Source organism: Pandoraea sp. SD6-2, from assembly GCF_000389825.1.
Taxonomy (GTDB): domain Bacteria; phylum Pseudomonadota; class Gammaproteobacteria; order Burkholderiales; family Burkholderiaceae; genus Pandoraea; species Pandoraea communis.
The window spans coordinates 226527-247226 of record NZ_KB944435.1 but is presented as its reverse complement, the minus strand read 5'-3'; the positions used below and the strand labels follow the sequence as shown (position 1 = coordinate 247226).

Annotated in this window: 20 protein-coding genes; 5 read left to right on the top strand and 15 right to left on the bottom strand. The window is 61.3% G+C overall.

Annotated features, from left to right (window positions below; translation table 11 throughout):
• Window positions 1-50: 50 nt before the first annotated feature.
• From C266_RS10780 to C266_RS27405, 5 genes are all read right to left on the bottom strand, one after another.
• The gene (locus C266_RS10780) at window positions 51-248 is read right to left on the bottom strand and encodes a hypothetical protein (protein ID WP_010808136.1); all 198 of its coding nucleotides are present in this window, start codon (window positions 246-248) and stop codon (window positions 51-53) included.
• Window positions 249-519: 271 nt separating this feature from the next.
• Window positions 520-801, bottom strand: a complete 282-nt coding sequence (locus C266_RS10775) for a hypothetical protein (protein ID WP_010808135.1) — start codon at window positions 799-801, stop codon at window positions 520-522.
• A gap of 80 nt (window positions 802-881) precedes the next feature.
• Window positions 882-1094: a cold-shock protein gene (locus C266_RS10770; protein WP_010808134.1), complete on the bottom strand. Its 213-nt coding sequence runs from the start codon at window positions 1092-1094 to the stop codon at window positions 882-884.
• Between the two features lie 299 nt (window positions 1095-1393).
• Window positions 1394-1714, bottom strand: a complete 321-nt coding sequence (locus C266_RS10765) for a hypothetical protein (protein ID WP_010808133.1) — start codon at window positions 1712-1714, stop codon at window positions 1394-1396.
• Window positions 1668-2654: a hypothetical protein gene (locus C266_RS27405; RefSeq protein ID WP_144265779.1), complete on the bottom strand. Its 987-nt coding sequence runs from the start codon at window positions 2652-2654 to the stop codon at window positions 1668-1670. The genes C266_RS10765 and C266_RS27405 overlap by 47 nt, the downstream gene beginning before the upstream one ends.
• A gap of 119 nt (window positions 2655-2773) precedes the next feature.
• On the opposite strand from C266_RS27405, the gene C266_RS10755 reads away from it, so the two are divergent.
• Together C266_RS10755 and map are read left to right on the top strand one after the other, a co-directional pair.
• Window positions 2774-3028 (top strand): ParD-like family protein, encoded by a 255-nt coding sequence (locus C266_RS10755; protein WP_010808131.1) that lies wholly within the window; start codon window positions 2774-2776, stop codon window positions 3026-3028.
• A complete protein-coding gene (map, locus tag C266_RS10750) occupies window positions 3028-3858 on the top strand; it encodes a type I methionyl aminopeptidase (RefSeq protein WP_010808130.1) in 831 nt (276 codons plus the stop codon). The genes C266_RS10755 and map overlap by 1 nt, the downstream gene beginning before the upstream one ends.
• 35 nt (window positions 3859-3893) lie before the next feature.
• Here map and C266_RS10745 read toward each other — a convergent pair whose 3' ends face one another.
• The 6 genes from C266_RS10745 to C266_RS10720 all read right to left on the bottom strand — a co-directional run bounded on the left by C266_RS10745 (window position 3894) and on the right by C266_RS10720 (window position 13765).
• Window positions 3894-4721 carry a hypothetical protein gene (locus C266_RS10745; protein ID WP_010808129.1) on the bottom strand — a complete coding sequence of 276 codons (828 nt, stop codon included), beginning with the start codon at window positions 4719-4721 and terminating at the stop codon, window positions 3894-3896.
• A 212-nt stretch (window positions 4722-4933) separates the two neighbouring features.
• The gene (locus C266_RS10740) at window positions 4934-6055 is read right to left on the bottom strand and encodes an HPP family protein (protein ID WP_010808128.1); all 1122 of its coding nucleotides are present in this window, start codon (window positions 6053-6055) and stop codon (window positions 4934-4936) included.
• 566 nt (window positions 6056-6621) lie between these two features.
• Window positions 6622-8181, bottom strand: coding sequence for an efflux transporter outer membrane subunit (locus tag C266_RS10735; RefSeq protein WP_010808127.1), 1560 nt, complete (start codon window positions 8179-8181; stop codon window positions 6622-6624).
• A gap of 12 nt (window positions 8182-8193) precedes the next feature.
• Window positions 8194-11379, bottom strand: coding sequence for an efflux RND transporter permease subunit (locus C266_RS10730; protein ID WP_010808126.1), 3186 nt, complete (start codon window positions 11377-11379; stop codon window positions 8194-8196).
• Between the two features lie 101 nt (window positions 11380-11480).
• A complete protein-coding gene (locus C266_RS10725) occupies window positions 11481-12830 on the bottom strand; it encodes an efflux RND transporter periplasmic adaptor subunit (protein WP_010808125.1) in 1350 nt (449 codons plus the stop codon).
• Complete coding sequence (locus tag C266_RS10720) at window positions 12827-13765, bottom strand: alpha/beta hydrolase (protein ID WP_010808124.1); 939 nt, start codon at window positions 13763-13765, stop codon at window positions 12827-12829. The genes C266_RS10725 and C266_RS10720 overlap by 4 nt, the downstream gene beginning before the upstream one ends.
• 240 nt (window positions 13766-14005) lie before the next feature.
• Between C266_RS10720 and C266_RS10715 the strand changes: the two genes are divergently transcribed.
• The 3 genes from C266_RS10715 to C266_RS10705 all read left to right on the top strand — a co-directional run bounded on the left by C266_RS10715 (window position 14006) and on the right by C266_RS10705 (window position 16650).
• On the top strand, window positions 14006-15019 hold the full coding sequence (locus C266_RS10715) for a LysR family transcriptional regulator (protein WP_010808123.1): 1014 nt from the start codon (window positions 14006-14008) through the stop codon (window positions 15017-15019).
• Window positions 15020-15033: 14 nt separating this feature from the next.
• Window positions 15034-15564, top strand: coding sequence for a GNAT family N-acetyltransferase (locus tag C266_RS10710; protein ID WP_010808122.1), 531 nt, complete (start codon window positions 15034-15036; stop codon window positions 15562-15564).
• Window positions 15565-15738: 174 nt separating this feature from the next.
• Window positions 15739-16650 carry a bifunctional GNAT family N-acetyltransferase/nucleoside diphosphate kinase regulator gene (locus C266_RS10705; protein WP_010808121.1) on the top strand — a complete coding sequence of 304 codons (912 nt, stop codon included), beginning with the start codon at window positions 15739-15741 and terminating at the stop codon, window positions 16648-16650.
• Window positions 16651-16759: 109 nt separating this feature from the next.
• Here C266_RS10705 and C266_RS10700 read toward each other — a convergent pair whose 3' ends face one another.
• From C266_RS10700 to C266_RS10680, 4 genes are all read right to left on the bottom strand, one after another.
• Entirely contained in the window at window positions 16760-17551 is a 792-nt protein-coding gene (locus C266_RS10700) for a nucleotidyltransferase domain-containing protein (RefSeq protein ID WP_036662457.1), read from the bottom strand.
• A gap of 101 nt (window positions 17552-17652) precedes the next feature.
• Window positions 17653-18183, bottom strand: a complete 531-nt coding sequence (locus tag C266_RS10695; protein ID WP_010808119.1) for a GNAT family N-acetyltransferase — start codon at window positions 18181-18183, stop codon at window positions 17653-17655.
• Between the two features lie 687 nt (window positions 18184-18870).
• Window positions 18871-19623, bottom strand: a complete 753-nt coding sequence (locus C266_RS10685) for a hypothetical protein (RefSeq protein ID WP_010808117.1) — start codon at window positions 19621-19623, stop codon at window positions 18871-18873.
• Window positions 19624-19693: 70 nt separating this feature from the next.
• Window positions 19694-20314, bottom strand: a complete 621-nt coding sequence (locus C266_RS10680) for a class I SAM-dependent methyltransferase (RefSeq protein ID WP_010808116.1) — start codon at window positions 20312-20314, stop codon at window positions 19694-19696.
• Window positions 20315-20700 lie beyond the last annotated feature (386 nt).

The window sequence follows — 20700 nt, the reverse complement described above, 5'->3', positions numbered from 1 at the left end:
CGAGCTGCGGATTCGTGTCTTACAGCCGTCTCAAGTGGACCGCTGAAAACTCACCACGACGGCCGCACTGCATAGGCGTTGCGGCAATACGAGCGACCAAACTGTGTCGGCTCGAAATGCTTCCCGACCCGGTGGATCAGTTCGCGAGCAAGAAGGGCATTGATAACCGCATCGGAGGGCTGTTTGGCGCTCTTTTCTGCGATGCGCTGAAGTGCGACGGTGATGGCCTGCGTCGAGAGGGTGAGCATGACATGCTCCTGTAAAAGTTCTATGGACCCTTAGGGCCTTCTTTGACAAGCGTGCTTCTCAATTGGGCGATTTGCGTTCGCCGTTCCCGGACAAGGAAAACCATCTCGAGATTCGGCGATGCTGGGCCAGTTTGGTCGCAAGGCTCCTGTGGCTCAATGCAATCGCATACGCCACGGCGGCGACAGAGAAAAGTCTGGTGCTATCTGGCGGCAGGTATCCGGTGTATAGAAACCAGTTCGGGGCGATGACCATGGCGATCTCGGAGTTTGCTCAGGATTCGACAAGCCCGTCGCGGACGATGTCGTCAATCAGCGACTGCGCGTAGTTATTTCCCGCACGTCGCGCTTCGCCAATGGAGTCGAACGGCAGACTCTCCAGACGAAACACTTTGGGATCAGTGGACGACGTCGGATCTTCCAGCGTGGTTCGGGAGATTCGAACGGATACTCCGAACGTCCGGTCGTGCTTTCGCTCGACCGAGTCAGCGTCTTGATGGCGGAATACGAACGTCTCTAGGCGGAAGCCCCTGTAAAACGGGATTACGTAGGCCATACTGCCTCCGGCTGTGCGAACCCCCACGGCCACAACGCACGCAGTGGCGGTGACATGAAGGAACCCGCAAAGGGGACTAATTAGGTCGGCTTGATGTTCGAAGCCTGCAAGCCCTTCGGGCCGCGCGTGACGTCAAATGAGACGTGCTGATTTTCCTGAAGGCTTCGGAATTCAGTGCGTCCTTGCGGCTGAATTTCCGAAAAGTGCGCGAACAAATCGTCGCCACCGTCATCCGGCTTGATGAAGCCAAAGCCTTTGCTATCGTTGAACCACTTAACAATTCCGGTACTCATGCGAACTCCTGGTTTTCCCGGCGTGCAGCCATCGCGGAATGCATGGGGCAGCGCCAGTGGCGGACAAACAAGAAATTCAGAGATCGGAAGTGTCTCGCAAAGATCGGTGAGATCGACGCTGGATCGATAAAAGTCAGACTTGATGTTCGATCAGCTACTTATACGCGGATTTGACCGACAAAACAATACTTTTCGGCGCGCGTAGCGAATGTCTCGTTTGCCCGATGACTCGCCATCGAAGGGGCGCGATGCCCCTCCACCCGCAGCTTGTCGTCACCGCGAGGCGCTGCCACTCATGATCATCCTTTCACGATTGGCGGCTTTCCCTTGCCGGGCGAATACAGGATGAGACTCGGGGTGATCAATCGATCCGACGACACCACCGCGTGCGCATACGTATCGAAGTAGATCGCGTTTTCGGAATCTGCGACGTGGCGCTTTTGTATTTCTTTGCTTGACTCGCACCACTCGAAACCCAGGTACTTCTTCTGCTGATAAAACCAGACGACGTGTCCTTCGCGGGCGAGCGACCGGGGAATGACCAGTGCCGCATCCTGCCTGCCTGGTGTCATGTCAGTGTCGTTCGTTGGGGCGTCGTCGGTATTGCGCGAATCGTTCATCGAGATCTCCTGCGCTTGAAGTGCTCCGGGGGCCACTTCGATCATCGCAGCTTTGCCGATACCCGCGTTTCAGTAACTTCCGAATTGATCGACATTTCAGTAGAGGTGTCCATCGAGCCCGATGGGCGAAAAGCCCGCGATATGCGGGGGGCGCGATCGTGACAACGAACAGGGCCGGCAGCACGAGAACGCCCGGTTGCAATATCGCGGGGAAGTATGACGGCAGCAGCGATAGCAATGGAAGACACCAGGCGAGGCAGACGATGGCAGGTTCGCGGTTCGTCCATGCGTCTCGAGTTGCCCGGTCGTGGCAAAGATAGACGATCGGCAACAGCAGCCACGCCAGATCGTAATGAAGGATGTACGGCTGGATCATCAGCGTAGCAATGACTGCGGCCGCTGCCTTGACTTCGAAGCGAGCGCTGCGGGTCCAGAGCCGGAGCGTCACGAGCATGACGGGGATGGCAACGGCGGCATGTACGGCATACGCCACGGGTCCGCTGCCCCCGAGGCGCCTGACGGTGGCGAACACCGATGGCATCGCCCGCACGACGCCGCCCGAGGCGTTTTCGGTGACAGTCGCGTTGAACCACGATGCCGCCTCGAAGCACTTGATCCAGAGGGGGATGCCCACGACGCAAGAGCTTACGTAAGACAGGGCGTAAGGGAGCAGGGCGAGCGGGTGGACCAGTAACTGGAACGTCGGGGGATAGACCCACGGTGCGTAGCGACCGGGGAACATGCTGTCCTCGAGTTCGACAATCTTGAGCAAGTCGAACGCCGCTATGGGGCTGTCGTGCAGCGACAGATACGATGCGCTCCAGAACACCCGGAAGTCCACCCCCATTGGCGGGACGCCGGGCTCGTGCAGCGCCCAGCGGCATGATGATAATCGACCAGCCCCCGGTTGCGTGCCGGCGACAATTGCCGTCTCGCGCATGACTGCCTGTGCGCCACCATGACATCCGGGTTATCTCTGAATGACGATTAGACGAGACAAGTGCGCGTGAGCCTGATAATATACGTTTTGTAGTCATTCCATATATAAAGGTCCGCAACATGGGTATCGTCAAGATATCGGAGCAAATGCATGAGGCGCTGCGCAATACCAGTGGCGCGCTCAGTCGCTCGATCAACGCGCAAGCCGAGCATTGGCTGCGTGTCGGCATGCTCGCCGAACTGAATCCCTCGCTGAGCTATGGCGAAATTTGCCGCAAGCTTATCGAATCCGATGCGGCATCGGCCGGTGAGGCCGGTGCCATCGCTCCCCCGGCAACCGGTGCTCCTGTCACCGTATTCAACAAGGTGGCGTAATGGTGCGCGAACACGTTGTTATTCACTCGAAAGAAGAAATCGCCTCGTCGCGTCGCGCAGGTGAAATGGCTGCACAGGTGCTCGCGATGCTCAGCGAGCACGTCAAGCCGGGCGTCACGACCGATGAACTCGATCGCCTCTGCCACGACTTTATCGTGAACGAACTGAAGGCGGTCCCCGCGAACATCGGCTATCACGGCTATCCGAAGACGGTGTGCGCATCGGTAAACCACGTTGTCTGCCACGGCATTCCCGGTGAAAAGAAGCTGCATGACGGCGATATCGTGAACATCGACGTCGGTCTCATCAAGGATGGCTGGTTCGGCGACACGAGCCGCATGTACTACGCTGGCAAGCCAAGTATTCTCGCCAAGCGTCTGGTCGACACGACTTACGAAGCGATGCTCGCGGGCATTCGTGCGGTGCGCCCCGGCGCAACGCTCGGTGACGTTGGTTATGCGATTCAGTCCGTGGCACACCGGGAAGGCTTCAGCATCGTGCGCGACTATTGCGGGCACGGTATCGGCACCACGTACCACGACGATCCGCAAGTGTTGCACTACGGACGTCCGGGCACGGGGCTCACACTGCGGCCGGGCATGATCTTCACCATCGAGCCGATGGTCAATGTCGGCAAACCGGATACGAGGCAACTGGCGGACGGCTGGACTGTGGTGACCCGCGACCGCTCGTTGTCGGCGCAGTGGGAGCACATGGTGACCGTCACCGAGACGGGCTTCGAGGTTCTCACCCAATGGCCAGACGGCCTGGGTGAATACGCCCGCTTCGGCACGCTTGAAAGCAGCGCGGCCACCGCCAACGCCGCCTGATTTCGAAGGATGCACTGGGGCGCGGTGTTCGCGCCTCAGACATCATCCGGCGCGTCGTCGAGCGTTAGCAGATGGTCGGCGAAGCGGTGGTACAGCCAGCCGGAAACGCTGGTGGCGACCGCGACCCACGCGATGGAGAGCGCCGTTTGCAGGATCAGCGTGCCGAGCACGACGGTCGTGGCCGCCGGGCTGAAGTGCAGAACCACCGCGAACAGAATCGTCACGATCACACCGGCAATGATCAATGGCAGGATGGTGCCGAGCGTCGTGCCGAACATCACCCAGAAGTGCCCGCGAGAGTCTTGCCACGCCGCGCGCCAGCGCTTGCTGCGTCCCGCACCAATCTGCGGAAAGATCAGCGACACGCGAATCAGCACGAAGCCTAACGCGCACATCAACAGAACGAAAAACGTGCCGAGCGCTGCATAGGAATCGCTGCGTCCCGCCGCACGCAAGGCGAATGCGACGCAGAAAGCCGCAATGAACCACACCACGGCGAGGCTGACGCAGATCTGGATCGACGTCCAGAGGTAGCGCCAGAGATCGCGCCCATACCAATGGGCTTGCCGCGCAGCGTCGGGGCCGAGAACTGTGTAACGCACCACATGGACGGCGAGTACGGAAAACGTCACGATGTTCACGAGCACCACACCGAATGACATGAGCGCAAGGCGCAGCCGGAAGACGGCGGGTTCGCCGGTTTGCGCCGCCGTGAGCGCGAGTTGCTTGAATGAGACGCCAAGCGCCGACGTGACGAGCAGGACGATGGCAATTGTCAGACATAGCAAAGGACGATTGCGTAATGCGTTGAAGCCGTCGCGCCATGCTCCTTTGAAACACTGCTTGAACGTAATCGGTTCCATGTTTCCCCTTGAGCGAATATCGCTTCGTTGATCGAAGCTGTCAGGCGTGAGTGCGTCACGACGCCGCCATTCTTGCAGATCGGCTCATGGCTGACAAATGCACTCGCTGGCGTGGTGTCGCCAGGAGCGCCGGATGTGAGGGGCAGAAGAAGGGGCGGGATTGGATACCCGCGACGCGCAATGCGTATCGCGGGCGGCGCTTCGGGGACGCGTCAGGCCGCCATGACCTTGCGGAGGACTTCGGCATGCGTGACCACACCGATGAGTCTTGCCGCGTCGTCCAGCACGGGCAGTGTGCCGTGCCGTTGCATCATGAGCAGCGGCAGCAGTTCCGAGAGCGGCATGCTGGCCGTGGCGGTTTTCAGATTTCCCTGCATGAGATCGCGCACTGCCGGGCGTTGTCCCGCACCGATCGCGACGCCGAATCGCGGCCAACGCTGACGTTGCGCGCGACGCGTATGAAGGGCATGCCGCGTTACCAGCCCGATCACGCGTGCGTCGCCGTCAACGACCGGCAGGGCTTCGAGTCCGTGACGTTGCAACAGACGCCATGCCGCAGGCGCTTCGTCAGTGGCCCGAACCTTCGCCAGCGGTGCCGACATGACATCGGCGCAGGTCAGCTCGCGGGCGCGTCGCGCATAAGCTTCGCGTTGCGTATCGCGCAGCAGGCTGGCCAGATCTTCGGCGGAAATGTCGAGCATTTCGCTGTGACGGGCGAGCGCTTTTTCCGCATCGGCAGTCGTGACGGGAATGGCTGCGGCATTGACCCGTCGGGCGGGGGCTTGTGCGCGAACGGCATGGGGATAGCGATGACCGGTGAGGGCGTGATATCCGATGGCGGCGCCTAGCAGTAGCACCGACTGCAGCGCAATCGGCTCGAGCACGAAGCCGTAGCCGAGCGAGTGAACGGCCGGGCCGCCAAGCACTGCGGTCAGCGCGACGGCGCCCGACGGCGGATGCACGCAGCGCAACGTAAACATCAACGCAATGGAGACGCCGACCGCCGTGGCGGCTGCCACGACAGGCGATGGGATGAACGTCGCGCACGTCACGCCGACGAAGGCCGCCACCAGATTGCCACCGAGAATCGACCAGGGCTGGGCGAGGGGACTGGCAGGCACGCCGAAGAGCAGCACGGCAGAGGCGCCCATCGGCGCCACCAGCCAGGGGACGTAGGTGGCCGGGCCGAGCATCCAGAGCGTCAGGCCACCGGTCAGCGCGATGCCGCACAGTGCGCCGACGCCCGCGCGAAGTCGTTCTTTCCAATGTACGGCCACCACGGCAGGCAGAAAACCGGCCAGCCAATCCCTCACGTCCCGTCGAGTCACTGCCATGTCGTCCCTCTCCATCGGCCGCACCGATTGGTGGCGACGTCTTGATATTTTGCGCATGATATATCGTATATCGATGGATTGGGGGGCAGGAGGGCGTGATTTTAATGCTGCGGCGCAGCGAAATCATCGAGGGCACGCAGGTTACGGCGAAATGAGGCACCAAATCAAGGAAAACGAGACGTCAAAGGCGCGGGACTTGCTGAGGAAAAGTCCGGCGGGTTTCAAGCGAGGGGAGACACGGGGGGCGATGTCTGGTGAAAGTGGGAACCGTCTGTCCGTCCTGCCATCTCGGCGATAAAAAAATGCCCGGCCATGCCAATTCAGGCATGCGCCGGGCGAGCAGGGACGCAGGGAAGAAACCTTTCCAGTACTTACCAACCGATGACCGGGTGCATCGAAACCGGCGGCGTGCTTGGCGCACGTCGGGGGCGGGTCGGCGCGCCACTCGTCTTGGGGGACACGAGTGCGGCCGCCGGTTCGATGCGTCCGATGCTGCGTGACGGCCCGGTACTTCGAGCGCGTCACGCCTGTCTTGCCGACGTTCTATCGAGTTACGTTGATGCCAATCAGCGTGCGGCCACGGTGGCATTGCTGCCGGGCGCGGCTGCCGCGGCCGCCGCAGCGGGAGCAGGCGTCGCCGGCGCGTTGGCCGCAGGCACACCCCCCCAGCCGCCGCCGAGGGCGCGGATCAGGTTGACGGTCGACACGGCTTGCGCACCCGCAAGCTGGACGGCGCTGCGTTGCGACTGCAGCACTGTGCGCTCGGCATCGATGACGTCTAGGTAAGCAATCGAGCCCTCCTGATACTGCGTGCGCGAAAGTTGCGCGGCACGGTTCGACGATTTCACGGCGTCATCCTGGGCGCGCGTTTGTGCCGCAAGCAGACGCAGGTTCGACAGGTTGTCTTCGACTTCCTGGAACGCCACGAGCACCTGTTGACGGTAGTTCGCCACGTCCTCTTCGTACTGAGCACGGGCACGCGACAGATTGCCGCTGCGTGCACCGCCGTCGAAGATCGGCATCGAGAGCAGGCCACCGACCACCGGCCCCAGCAAGAACGTACGGCTCGACCAGTTGAACAGGTCGCCCAGGGTGGCAGCTTCGAAACCGCCCGAGCCGGTCAGCGAGAGCGACGGGAAGAACGCCGCTTTCGCAACGCCGATGCGCGCGTTCGCGGCGGCCATCGCCCGTTCGGCCGCTGCGATATCCGGACGCCGTTCGAGCAACGCCGACGGCAGTCCTGCGGGAATGCGCACCGCGACAGGCACGAGCGGCGACGGCGCGAACGTGAATTCCGCCGGCGTCTTGCCGAGCAGGATGGCCAGGCTGTGTTCAGACGCTGCGCGCAGGCGGGCGACGGCCAATGCGTCGGATTGCGCCGTGGCCAGTTCGGCCTTGGCGCGTGCCACGTCCAACTCGCCGATATCGCCTTCGGTAAAGCGTCGTTGCACCAGCTTGAGGGCCTCTTCGCGCAGCGTTACCGTCTGCGTGTACAGCGCCTGTTCGGCATCGAGTTCGCGCAGGTTGAAGTAGTTCTGCGCGACGTCGGCTTGCAGCGCGAGCTGCACCGAGTGGTACAGCGCTTCGCTTTGCTCGGCGTCTGCACGGGCGGCAGCGACGTTATCCGACACGCGCCCGAACAGATCGACTTCGTAGCCGACGCTCGCTTGCGCCCGCCACAGGGTGAACGGCGCGATATTCGTGCCGTCCGGCTGAAGCTGCGAGGCCGGCGAGACCTTCTGACGCGTGGGACCGAACCCGGCGTCGAGCGTCGGGAAAAGGGCGGCACGGGCCTGACGCTGCACACCGCGCGCTTGCTGCACGCGGGTGGCGGCGGCCTTCAGGTTCTGGTTGGCGGACAGCGCGTCTGCTTCGAGCTGGTCGAGCGTGGCGTCGCCGAACACCTTCCACCATTCGCCGCGCGCCATGGCCTCGGAGGGCTCGGCGGTCTTCCAGGTCCCGGCTTCACTGGCCGGGAGTGTGGCTTCCTTGAAGGCCGTCGGTGTGCCTTTGTCGGTCACCGTCGGCACTTCGTACGTGGGGGCCATCGAGCAGCCCGCCACCACCAGCAGGGTGGCGAGCAGGCCCGAGACACCCAGACTGCGTTTCATCCATTGCGATTGCATGATTGGCATCCTTCAGACTTCGGCCTTGACGTTGGCGGGCATGGTCGACGCGTGCGCACTATGCAGCGGCTTCTTGCCTGCCAGCGTGCGGAGCAGCACGTAGAACACCGGCGTCAGGATCAGACCGAAACCGGTCACCCCGATCATGCCGAAGAACACGGCCACGCCCATGGCATGACGCATTTCCGAACCGGCACCGCTCGACGTCACCAGCGGCACCACACCCATGATGAACGCGATGGACGTCATCAGAATCGGGCGCAGACGCAGACGGCTTGCCTCGATGGCGGCGGCGATTGCGGTACGGCCTTGCATTTCCAGTTCCCGGGCGAATTCCACGATCAGAATCGCGTTCTTCGCCGACAGCCCCACCAGCACCATCAAACCGATCTGCGTGAAGATGTTGTTATCGCCCCGCGTGAGCCAAACCCCGAACAGCGCAGACATGATGCTCATCGGCACGATCATGATCACGGCCAGCGGCAGCGTCAGGCTTTCGTACTGCGCGGCCAGCACCAGGAACACCAGCAGCACGGAGATCGGGAACACCCACAGCGCCGAATCGCCCGCGAGAATCTGTTGATACGTCAGGTCGGTCCATTCGAACTTCACGCCGCGCGGCAGCGTTTCTGCGGCAATGCGTTCCACAGCGGCTTGCGCCTGACCCGACGAGTAACCTGGGGCCGGGCCCCCGTTGATGTCGGCGGCGGTGTAGCCGTTGTAACGCACCACCATTTCCGGACCATACGTCGGCGTGACCTTCACCAGCGACGAGAGCGGCACCATGTCGCCATTGCCGTTGCGCGTTTTGAGCAGGCCGATGTCATTGGCGTGTGCACGGAACGGCGCGTCGGCTTGCACACGAACCTGATACACGCGACCGAACTTGTTGAAGTCGTTCACGTACAGCGAGCCGAGGTAGATCTGCATGGTGTCGAACACGTCGGTGATCGGCACGCCCAATTGCTTGGCCTTCACGCGGTCGAGATCCACGTTCAGTTGCGGCACGTTGATCTGGTACGACGAGAACGTCGGGCCCAGTTCCTTCGTCTGCGATGCCTTCTTGATGAACGCCTGCGTGGCGTCGTTCAAGGCTTCGTAGCCGAGTGCACCGCGGTCTTCGACCTGCAGCTTGAAGCCGCCGAGCGTACCGAGACCCAGCACCGGCGGGGGCGGGAACACCGCGATGAACGAGTCCTTGTTCTTCGAGTATTCGCCATTGAGTTTCGCCGCGATGGCAGCGGCCGACAGCGACTTGTCCTTTCGCTCGCTAAACGGCTTGAGCGTGACGAACACGATGCCTGCCGACGACGAGTTGGTGAAGCCGTTGACCGACAGACCGGGGAAGGCGATGGCGCTCTTCACGCCAGGCGTCTTGAGCGCGATCGCGGACATGTCGCGGATCACGGTCTCGGTGCGGTCGAGCGACGCGCCATTGGGCAACTGCGCAAATGCGATCAGATATTCCTTGTCCTGCGCCGGCACGAAGCCACCCGGAACGACCTTGCCCAGCAATACCGTCACGCCCAGCAACACGGCGAAGATCGCCATCATGACGGCCTTGCGGCCAATCACGCGGGTCACGCCGTGCCCGTATTTCTCCGAGCCGCGATGGAACACGCGGTTGAACGCGCCGAAGAAGCCACCCAGATAACGGTTCATCTGGCGCGTGAGCCAATCCGGCTTGGCGTGATGGTCCTTGAGCAACAGGGCGGCCATGGCCGGCGAGAGCGTGAGCGAGTTGAATGCCGAGATCACCGTCGAGATGGCGATGGTCATGGCGAACTGCTTGTAGAACTGCCCCGTCAGGCCCGACATGAAAGCGAGCGGCACGAACACGGCGACCAGCGTAAGCGCGATGGCGATAATCGGACCGCTCACTTCCCGCATCGCCTGATACGTCGCCTCCTTCGGCGACAGTCCGGCCGCGATGTTACGTTCCACGTTTTCGACGACCACGATCGCATCGTCGACCACGATACCGATGGCGAGCACCATCCCGAACAGCGACAACGCATTGATCGAGTAGCCGAAGCCAAGCAGCAGGGCAAACGTCCCCACGATCGACACCGGCACGGCGAGCAGCGGAATGATCGACGCACGCCACGTTTGCAGGAACACGATCACCACCAACACCACCAGCGCAATGGCCTCGAGCAGTGTGTGCACCACGGCGCTGATCGACGAGCGCACAAATTGCGTCGGGTCGTACTCGATGCGGTACTCCACACCCGGCGGCATATCTTTTTGCAGATCGGCCATCGCCGCGCGGACATCGTCCGAGATTTGCAGCGAATTTGCCCCCGGAGCCTGATTGATACCAAGGCCCACGGCCGGCTTGTTGTCGAGCAACGAGCGCAGGCTGTAGGACGAGGCGTCGAGCTGCACACGGGCCACGTCGCTCAGATGCGTGACGGCGCCATCCGGCGAGGTCTTCAGGATGATGTCGCGGAACTCTTCTTCCGTGTTCAATCGGCCGCGCGCATTCACGTTCAGTTGCAGCGGCGTATTCGGGCCGGTCGGCGTCGCGCCGATCACACCGGCGGCAACCTGCACGTTTTGCTCGCGAATAGCTTTCACCACGTCCGATGCGGTCAGGCCGCGCTGGGCGACCTTGGCCGGATCGAGCCACACGCGCATCGAGTAGTCGCCCGCTCCCCACAACTGCACTTCACCCACGCCCTTGATCCGCGAGAGGCGATCCTTGACGTTGATGAGCGCGTAGTTGCGCAGGTAGGTCATGTCGTAACGGTCGTTCGGCGAGATCAGGTGCACCACCATCGTGAGCGTGGGCGAGGACTTGATGGTCGTCACGCCAAGGCGCTGCACGTCGTCGGGCAGGCGCGGCAGCGCTTGCGAGACACGGTTCTGCACGAGTTGCTGCGCCTTGTCCGGATCGGTGCCCAGACGGAAGGTCACGGTCGTGGTGAGGTTGCCGTCGCTGTTGGCCTGCGACTGCATGTACAGCATGTTTTCCACGCCGTTGATCTGCTCTTCGAGCGGCGAAGCCACCGTCTCGGCGATCACCTTCGGGTTGGCGCCGGGGTACTGGGCATGCACGACGACCGACGGCGGGACCACTTCCGGGTACTCCGAGATCGGCAACTGGAACACGGCGATCAAGCCGGCCAGTAGCGTGATGACCGAAAGAACCCCCGCAAAGATGGGTCGGTCGATAAAGAATTTTGAGATGTTCATGACGAAAGTCTGGGGTGTCGTTCAGCGTGCAATGAATACGTGTGCCTGCACGCGACTTACGAACGGTATGAACGGTATGCGCGTTACGAACACTGAGAACGTTAAGAGCGCGACGCCGTCTTCGTCACCGCACCCGTCTGGGCTGCGGCCGAATGCGTTGCGGCACCATCCTTGCTGCGGGTCTGCGAAGTCTTCTGCGCGGTGTCGGCGTTGTTCGCGGCCGGCTTGGCGGTTTTGCCCGCTGCATCGGCGGTATCGCTTGCGGCGACTGCGGTGGCGCCCGCATCGTGGGTATCGCCGGTGTCGCCAGCCATTTTTACGGTCTTCGGCGAGACCGTGTCGCCCGGACGCACGCGTTGCAGACCGTTCACGACGATGCGCTCGCCATCCTTCAGACCCGAGGCGATTTCTACGAGACCGCCATGACGCTCGCCCAATTGAACTTCGCGGTACTGCGCCTTGTTTTGCGGGTCGACGACCATCACGAACTTCTTGCTCTGGTCGGTGCCGATAGCGGCTTCGTCCACGAGCAGTGCCGGATGGGGTTCGCCGCCCCCCACGCGAATGCGGGCGTACAACCCCGGCAGGAGCGCGCCGTCGGTGTTGTCGAAGCGCGCACGCACGCGGATCGTGCCCGACGTGGTGTCGAAGCGGTTATCCACGGAATACACGGTGCCCTTGCGCGAGTAGCCCGTTTCGTTGGCAAGGCCCAGATCGACGGGCACACCGCTCGTTTTGGCCGTGTCGCGCGCGAGATAACGCAGATAGGTCTGCTCGTCGACGTCGAACGCCGCGTAGATCGGCGAGACCGACACTACCGTGGTCAGCGCGGGCGATTGCGCACCGGCCGACACGGTATTGCCGACCGTAATCTCTGCACGCGATACCCGACCGGCGACCGGCGCCACGATCTGCGTGTAGCCCAGATTGATGCGCGCCGTCTCCAGCGCCGCCTTCGCCGCCTTCACGTTGGCTACGGCTTCGCGCGCGGCGTTTTCCTTCTGGTCGAAGTCCTTCTTCGCGATGGCGTTATCCGCGATCAGGCGCTGTGCGCGGGCGAGGTCGGTGCTGGTGAAGACGTCACGGGCCTGAGCCGACGCGAGTTGCGCCGCCGCACGGTCGACTTCGGCCGCATACGGGCGCGGGTCGATCGTAAAGAGGGCGTCACCCTTCTTCACGAGTTGACCATCTTTGAAATGCACGGCGGTGATGGTGCCCGACACGAGCGGCTTGATATCGACGCGATCCACTGCGTCGAGCCGGCCGGAATAGCTCTGCCAGTCGGTCACGGTGCGCGAGATCACGTTGGCCACATCCACTTCCGCAGTCGGCATGACTTGGGCAGCGGGCGTGCTGGCGTCAACGCGCACGACGGTGAGCGTGCCGATGGCCAGGAGCGCCAGCGTGGCGGCGGCGGCAATGAGTACAGGTTTGCGAGCGAGGGTGGTCATTGTTGAAAGCTCCGGGATCGGATGGACTCACTGGGTAGAGCCGGCGGCGGGGGTGCCAGCCGGCGTGTCAGGAACGCGGCCACTTCCCGCAACGCGGCGGGCAGAGCGGCCAGGCCGTGGTGGGAAGCGCTGCGATGGCGCGTGACCTGTGTCGGCACGCCGGCCGCGATGAGTTCGGCAGCGTACTTTTCGGCTTCGACGTGCAGCAGGTCGTGTTCGGCAGACGCGATCAACGTGGGCGGCAGGCCCGCGAGACGGCGCGATTCGAGCGGTGCGGCATACGGGTGCAAGCGCTGCGTGGCATGCGGCAGGTAGGCGCGATAGCATCTGGAACACTCGCTCGCTTCGATATCGCTGGGCGTGCGGCCATCGGCCAGGCGCGTCATGCTGGGGTCGAGCAGCGGGGCGAGCAGCACCTGTGCGGAAACGGCCACTTCGCCGCGATCACGCGAGATCATCGTAAGCGCCGCAGCAATGTTGCCCCCGGCATCGTGACCGACTACGGCCAACCGGCGCGGGCTTGCGCCGTAGCGGCGGGCGTGGCGTTGCAGCCAGAGTGCGGCGCACCAGGCGTCTTCCGGTGCGGCGGGGAACGGGTGTTCCGGGGCGAGCGAATAGCCGACCGAGACGACCAGTGCGGGGACGTGCAACGCCAGATAGCGCGCGGCGACATCGCCGTCGTCGAGCGAACCTTTGCAGAAGCCGCCGCCGTGGAAGTACAGCACCGTGGGCAGATGCGCCTCGAGCGGCACCACCACGCCGGGCTCGCCGGCATGCTCATGGTCCGCGCCAGCGGCGGGGACGGTGGGCCGGTAAAGGCGCAGCGTTACCGGACCCACATGGCCGGCGATGCTCACCTCTTCGATGCGCAGTCCGTCTTCGGTGCGGTGCGTTTGCCCCGATCGTCCGGAATGCGACTTGGCGTTGGCTGACATATGACTTTGGGTTCGCGCGAGCGATACCCCTCTCATGACATTCGATGGAGCGAAGTCTAGAGGCCACGGACATTAGGATAAACGCCTATAATTTGGCAACACTGTTCGGTCAGCTCGACTAATCGATGGCGGCCTTATGGGCATTGGCTTATGACTTCGACCAATATGCATATGCATGGGGGCGGGGACACACAATGCCGGATCGGTCAGTGCAACAGCGCTTTTGAATGGGGAAACATCATGGATCGCTTGCAAGCGATGCAGGTCTTCACGCGAGTGGTCGAGGCGAACAGCTTTTCACGCGCGGCCGACAATCTCGGGTTGCCGCGCACCTCGGTGACCACGATTATTCAAAACCTTGAGGCACATTTGGGCACGCGGCTGCTGCAACGCACGACCCGCCGGCTTAACCTGACGCCCGATGGCGCGGCTTATTACGAGCGCTGCCTGCGAATCCTCGCGGATATCGAGGAGACGGAATCGTCGTTCCGCGAGAGCAGCCAACGCGTGCGCGGCAAGCTGCGCGTCGACATGCCGGGCTCGCTCGCCAAGCTTGTGGTGCTCCCGTCGTTGTGCGAGTTTCACGACCGCTATCCGGAAATCGAACTCATGGTCGGCATGGGCGATAAGCCGGTCGATCTGATCCAGGAGGGGGTCGATTGCGTGTTGCGCGTTGGCACACTTCAGGATTCGAGCCTCGTCGCGCGGCGCGTGGGCTTGTTCCAGAGCTTGACGTGTGCGTCACCGGCGTATCTGGAGCGCATGGGCATGCCGCATACGCTCGACGACCTGCAACGCCACACGGCGGTGCATTACTTCTCAAGCCGCACGGGACGCGTCGTCGAAGAGCAGTTCCTCGTGGACGGCAAGGAAGTTGAAATCAACATGCAGGGGGCCATCGCCGTCAATGACGCCGAAGCCTATCTGCAATTGGGGCTCGCAGGCTTCGGCACGGTGCAACTGGCGCGCTTCATGGCGCTTCCGTATCTGCAATCCGGCCAACTGGTCGAGGTGCTGCATCAATGGAAACCGCCGCCCATGCCGATTTCGGCCGTCTATCCGCATAATCGTCATTTGTCGCCTAAAGTCCGCGTATTTGTAGACTTCATCGCTGAACTCTTTGAGCGTTGCCCGTTGCTGCAAGGGCTGGACGAGACCGCCGGGCAGTGCAAGCCGACGGTGGCCGCGACCGATGCCGACGGCCGCTGGGCGTCGTACGGTACCGAAATGGCGCCACAAGAGGTCGTGGTTTGACGAGGATGGGAACGATGGCGGAGGCGCGCATTCGCGTCGCCACGCCAGACGATGCGCCCGCACTGCCGCGAGTTGACCGGAGTGCGGGCGAATTGTTTCGTCTGCTACCGGAACTGGCTTGGTTGGCGGACGGTGCGGGGATGCCGGTGGCTCGGCATCGCGAATTGATCATGAAGGGCGTGGCTTGGGTGGCCGTCGATCAAGATGACAAGCCCGTAGCGTTTCTCGAAGCCGAGGTCTTTGGCGACGAATTGCACGTGTGGGAAGTGTCCGTGCATCGCGATTGGCAGTCGCGCGGACTGGGACGCGCGTTGATGGCTGCGGCGTCCGAGCATGCGGCACACACGGGACTGGCGGCGCTCACGCTGACGACGTTTCGAGACGTGCCCTGGAACGAGCCGTTTTACACCCGGCTGGGCTTCGTGCCGATTGCCGCGCCAGATCTGAGCGAACGGCTCAGGAAGGTGTTGGCGCACGAGGTGGCCGCCGGGTTGCCCGAGGCGCGGCGCTGCGCAATGCGCCAGAGGGTTATGCCGCGCCGTTGAGGATGAACTGGCCCTGCGCGAGAGGCTGGAGGTTCCAGACGCTCGCGCAACCTTATCTGGTCAGGTTGAAGGTCTCGGCCCGCGCGGACTGTCTTAGAATGGATGTTTTGTCGAAAGAACCGTCATGGCCGTAGCCATGAAAGGCTTTTATTCTTGCGATCAAGTGTGGTGAAGATGAGCAAGCCTTTCATTTCTCTGTGCCCGGAGATCACTCGGGCAAACGCGCTGAATTTGATGGATTGGTTGGAAGACGAGGGCGTCATCCGCTATCTGAGCGATTCACGTCATGTCTCCCGGTTCATCGAACAAGTCGTTGATCGGGTCCAGTTGCCGATCCTCACCCATCTGTTTAATCAAGGCGGCCGGTTCTTCATGGCGTACGACCGGCATGACAAGCCGGTGGGCTTCGTGCGCCTCGTCAAGACGGGGGCGGACTGCGAGATTGTCCTGGTCATCGGAAACCGCGACAACTGGGGCCGTAAGCTCGGTGGCAGCGCCTTGCGTGAAGGCATGAAGTTCGCCTTCTTCGACATGCGAGCCGAGAAGGTCATCGCCAAGATCCACATAGATAACACGCGCTCGTTGAAGGCCTTCCTGCGTTGTGGCTTTCTGCTCGACAGTGAAACCCCCACGATGAAGTCATATGCGATGACTTCAGAGCGCTATCTGCAGCGCTTGCGCGAAGGCGCTTTGGGCGACCCTTCTGAGATCTACATCACTGAAATCGACCAGAACCGGCTCAGGAATCTGGTGGCGCTGGAGCAAGGCGCTGATGTGGTTGAACTGGAGCACGAGATCGAGCGAGCCATCGTCGTCGATGCTCGGCAGGTGGCGCGGGATGTGATCACGATGAACTCCAGGGCCGTGCTGCATCTGGACGACGAGAAAGTGGAAGTGGACCTGGTCTACCCGCAGGACGCGGACGGCAGCGCCCGGAAACTGTCCGTTTTCTCCGGCGTCGGCACCGCGATTCTGGGCTACAAGGAGGGCGACGCCATCGACTGGCGGATTCCGGACCGGACCCGCTGCATTCGGATCGAGAAAGTGCTTTACCAGCCGGAAGCCGCGGGCGATTTCCACCTGTAGATTCGCTACGCGATAGCGACAGATTGCGTTTGGGCGCTTGAGCGAGCGCCTGATTCTAATGTCAGGCAGCCCCTTCTAGTCTGCGATGTTCGATAGATCGTTTTTGACCCTAAGTTGCCGTCGATAGGCGCTGATGTTCGCACTGCATCCAGCCAATGAAGCGCGACAGGTTGACGTTGAAAAGTGTTGCTGAGGTCTGCGGTGCTCTTGCCTGCGTCAGGAAAAACTCCAGCTGGTCGGCCATCTTCGGGTACCCCGCGGAGAAATGACTGACGTGCTCTTCCAGCGTGCGAGGCCAAAATGGATCCGAGCTGGTCCTGAGTATATTTGTCGAGCGAATCAGCTTCCTTGCGGCTTCTTTCATGAGGCGACTTTCTGTGTCAGGGTGACTGGCGCCGGCGATGCGATGAGCATGTTCGTTCAACACTTGGAAGTAGTCGCCGTTCACGGATTCTGCAATAGCTCGTGAGGGGATAAAAGTATCGAATCTTTGGGCAAGATCGTTCCCGTGAACGCATCGACACTCATGTTTCAGCCAATAACCCCAGCTGTACAAATTGGCGGGATTCAGTACGTCCGCACGTGTCCCGATGTCGAAGTCAATTTTTGCTACCTCAAAGTGACACGCTTCCAGACCTTGGCGCAGTGTCTCGATGCGCGGGCTTTCCTGTGCCGACGGCTGACGCGTTAGCACGAGGGTCAGATCAAGATCTGATCGGCCTGGTACAGCACATCCACGTGCGACGCTACCGTAGAGATAAAGACCATCCAGCAGTTCATCCAACCCTGACGCAATGGATTCGCATGCATCTGCGACAAGAAGCGCAAACTCCGGTTGAATCGGCATGTCGCCAAGCACCGGGATCGTCGATGCGGGATATGAGTCTCTAGAATTTTCCATCTGCGCGAACCAATGTCCCGATGTGTGCCTCCGTACCAGCTGTGGGGAAGGGGAACGAACGCTTTGGGGTGAAGCTCGCCACCGTCGCACAACATATTTCGCTACTCGCCGCGTGTCGATTGCTTAGGTATTCGATAAATGACGGACATAAATTTCGGTGTCTCGCGTCGTTCTATGATGACACCACCGAGAGATTCGGCGATACGGCGGCTCGAGTTGTTTTCTTCAGCTACCGGGTACGTGAAGCTCTCGCTGCCAAGGGCCAAGCTTGCCCACATCGCAACAAGGGCAACAGCTTCACGGCCAAAGCCTTGTGCGTGGAAGTCTTCTCGAATCCAGATTCCTAATTCCGCGCTGGTACTCGTAACACCATGGAGTCCGGCTAACCCAAGGAAATTCCCGGTAGCCTTTTGACGGATTGCGAATGTGAAGTCCGTCCCGTCGGCGATCGTTAACAACCAACCTTGCCAGATGCGATCAAATGTCTCTCTGTTCGCCGGTGGCTCCCATGACATGAAGCGGGTAAGCGAAGGGGTAATGCAGCGAAATGAGTCGTCAGCATCATCAATCGAGAATGGCAGAATCGAAAGCCGTTCTGACTCAATGTGGATTTCATCCGGACGTAACAGCACTTTTCCCCCTGATAGCCTACCGGTGTCTTCGGATTGTGGACGAACGGTCTCTGTCGAACGTCGCTTGCGGGCCACCTAGAGCTATTCGTAAACGGTTGTTTCCGACCCAAAGTGGTCAGTGCCACGTCGCCACCATCATCCGCTGTAGCGCCATTGTCGATGCCTAACTGATTGTGGAAAGCGACTGCTTCCAGTTCGCATCTAGGGACCACCAAACTGTCTCAACATACTCTTCGTCTTCGTGCTCACATATGACTTTCGGATACCAATCCAAATAGGACCCCATTCCAGCCATCTTGAACAGGTTGAGAATTTCAAGAACGGTATTGCTATCCTGTTCTTCCAGTGCCACTAGGCAATCTTGAAGCTTCCCGACGAAATGTGCCGTGTGTCCGTGGTCTCGGCAAAATTTGAGAAGAGCTGTTGTGGCACGTAGTTGCCCCGGGGTTCCCATTTTCATAGTGGCATCCAATTAATTAGGGAAAGTATATTAGTCTCCCTAGAAAGCAGCTTGCCGGCCGTCTTCGATGGGGGGGGCCTACACGCCCCTTTCCAATCAGCCCGCAAGCCGTTTTGCAAGGGGCAGCTCCTGGCCGAACACGGCCACTACCGTACCCCGGCCTCAAGCACTCGCCACCCACTCCCACGCTTTATCAAATCTGCCTTGCGTGCCAACAGACCGGCGACTCAACTTCCGCTGAGCGTCTTGGGCACCGGATACCGCTTGCCGTCATATTCAAGGGTGACGTTGGGCCGTTTGGACGTGCTTTCCTTGCTTGCGCAGTCGTTGCGTGTCGGCTTGTTCGTCGTTGTGACCGTTTTCTCGCTGACGACGAGCTTGGCATAGCCGTCCTTGCCTGCCGGGCCGACGGAGATGCTGCGCGAGGTGTCGGCGAAGCTGCCCGCACAGTTCCCATCCCATTCGCCGCCGCCTGTTTGTGTCGCGAGTTTGTCGACGACCTTGCGCAGCTTCGCGCCATCCATCACATACAGGCTCAACGCGCTTTGCGAGAAGGGATTCACGCGCGACGACCCTTCAAAGTCGGTCCGTACGCCAAAGGCCAGCACCTGCGGCGTCAGGCGCCAAGGCGCCGTGTCGAGCGAAATGCTGCGCAGTCTGACGGCATCCGACACCAGTGCAGACGTTTCGAAGCGATGGGCAACGATTTTCCCCGTCTGACTGTCAGTCACCAGCACATCCACGTCATACACCTTGTCGTCGTCGGTGCGGCCTTTCTGCGGCAAGGGCAACGCGACCAGCGTGAGCGCCGGATTCGCAGGCCACACTTTGCAACTCGCGAGATCGGCATCGAGTGTGCGGCCCGGGTGCAGGGTATTCGTCCAACCTTCCAGACGATCGCGGCAATCCGCTTGAGCCAGCAACGGCAGACTAAGGACGGCACACACGGCAAGTGAACGAGCGATGACGGAACGGGGCATGTCGGATCAATGAAAGGTAGAGGGAATGGCCCAGCGAAAGCGAGTGAGCTTTTTTTGCTGATGTGAGACGTCAGTCAGCTTCTTTACGGCACAGGCAGTAGATGAATTTCTGCGTCGCGCCCCACGGCGTCTGGTGTTCCTCACGCGCCTTTCGTAACAGGGTGAAGGGCGCGCCGAATTCCGCGTGAAGGGCATCCGGACTGTATCGCATGACCGGCAGTCCGCTGCATTGCTCGGGACCGTCCTCGGCAAATGTGGCAACGATTACCAGCCCTCCCGGCTTGACGGCGCGCAGCACCGCGCGCACATAGGCGTGGCGGTCTGCTTCGCTGGTGAGGAAGTGAAAGACGGCGCGGTCGTGCCACACGTCATATTTCTGGACGGGCAACTCGACACGGGTAATATCGCCCGCGATCCATGACACCGAGTCCCCGCCGGCGCCGAGGCGTTCGCGCGCAACGGCAAGCGCGGCTTCGGACAGATCCAGGACGGTGAGGTGACGGTAGCCGTGGCCAAGCAGATCGTCGACCAGCGTGGACGCACCGCCGCCGACATCGATGATCTCGGCGCCTTTCTCGATCTCGGCCTGCGCGATGAGCGCCACCGACTGGCTCGCGTGCTCCTGAAACCAGCTCACGTTGGTCGAAGCTTTCGTTGAATAGACCTGATTCCAGTGATCTTTGGATTGCATAGGAACGCTTCCGTGTTGGGCCGGCAGTACCCCGTCAATTGCCAAAATGCGCTTACGTTGCCGGCAAGTATAGAGGCTCAGGTGTTCTCACGTTGGACCGCGACACACTTGATTTCGACCAGCAACCCCGGATGAGCCAGCTCGGATACCCCGATGGTGGTCCATGCACATATCATCGACGGGGGAACAATCACTTCACGATCGGGCATGTCACTCACCTTATTTGTAGGGTGAACGACGATAAACCGGGCGGCGCTCGATGGCCCGCCACGCTTTGTCGCACTTACCGCGCCGAGAGCGCGTGCGTGATCCTCGCGAGAGACGCGAACGGCTTGATGAGCGGGATGCGAGAGGGGAGGAAAACGGGAAAGAAAACGGGAGGCAAG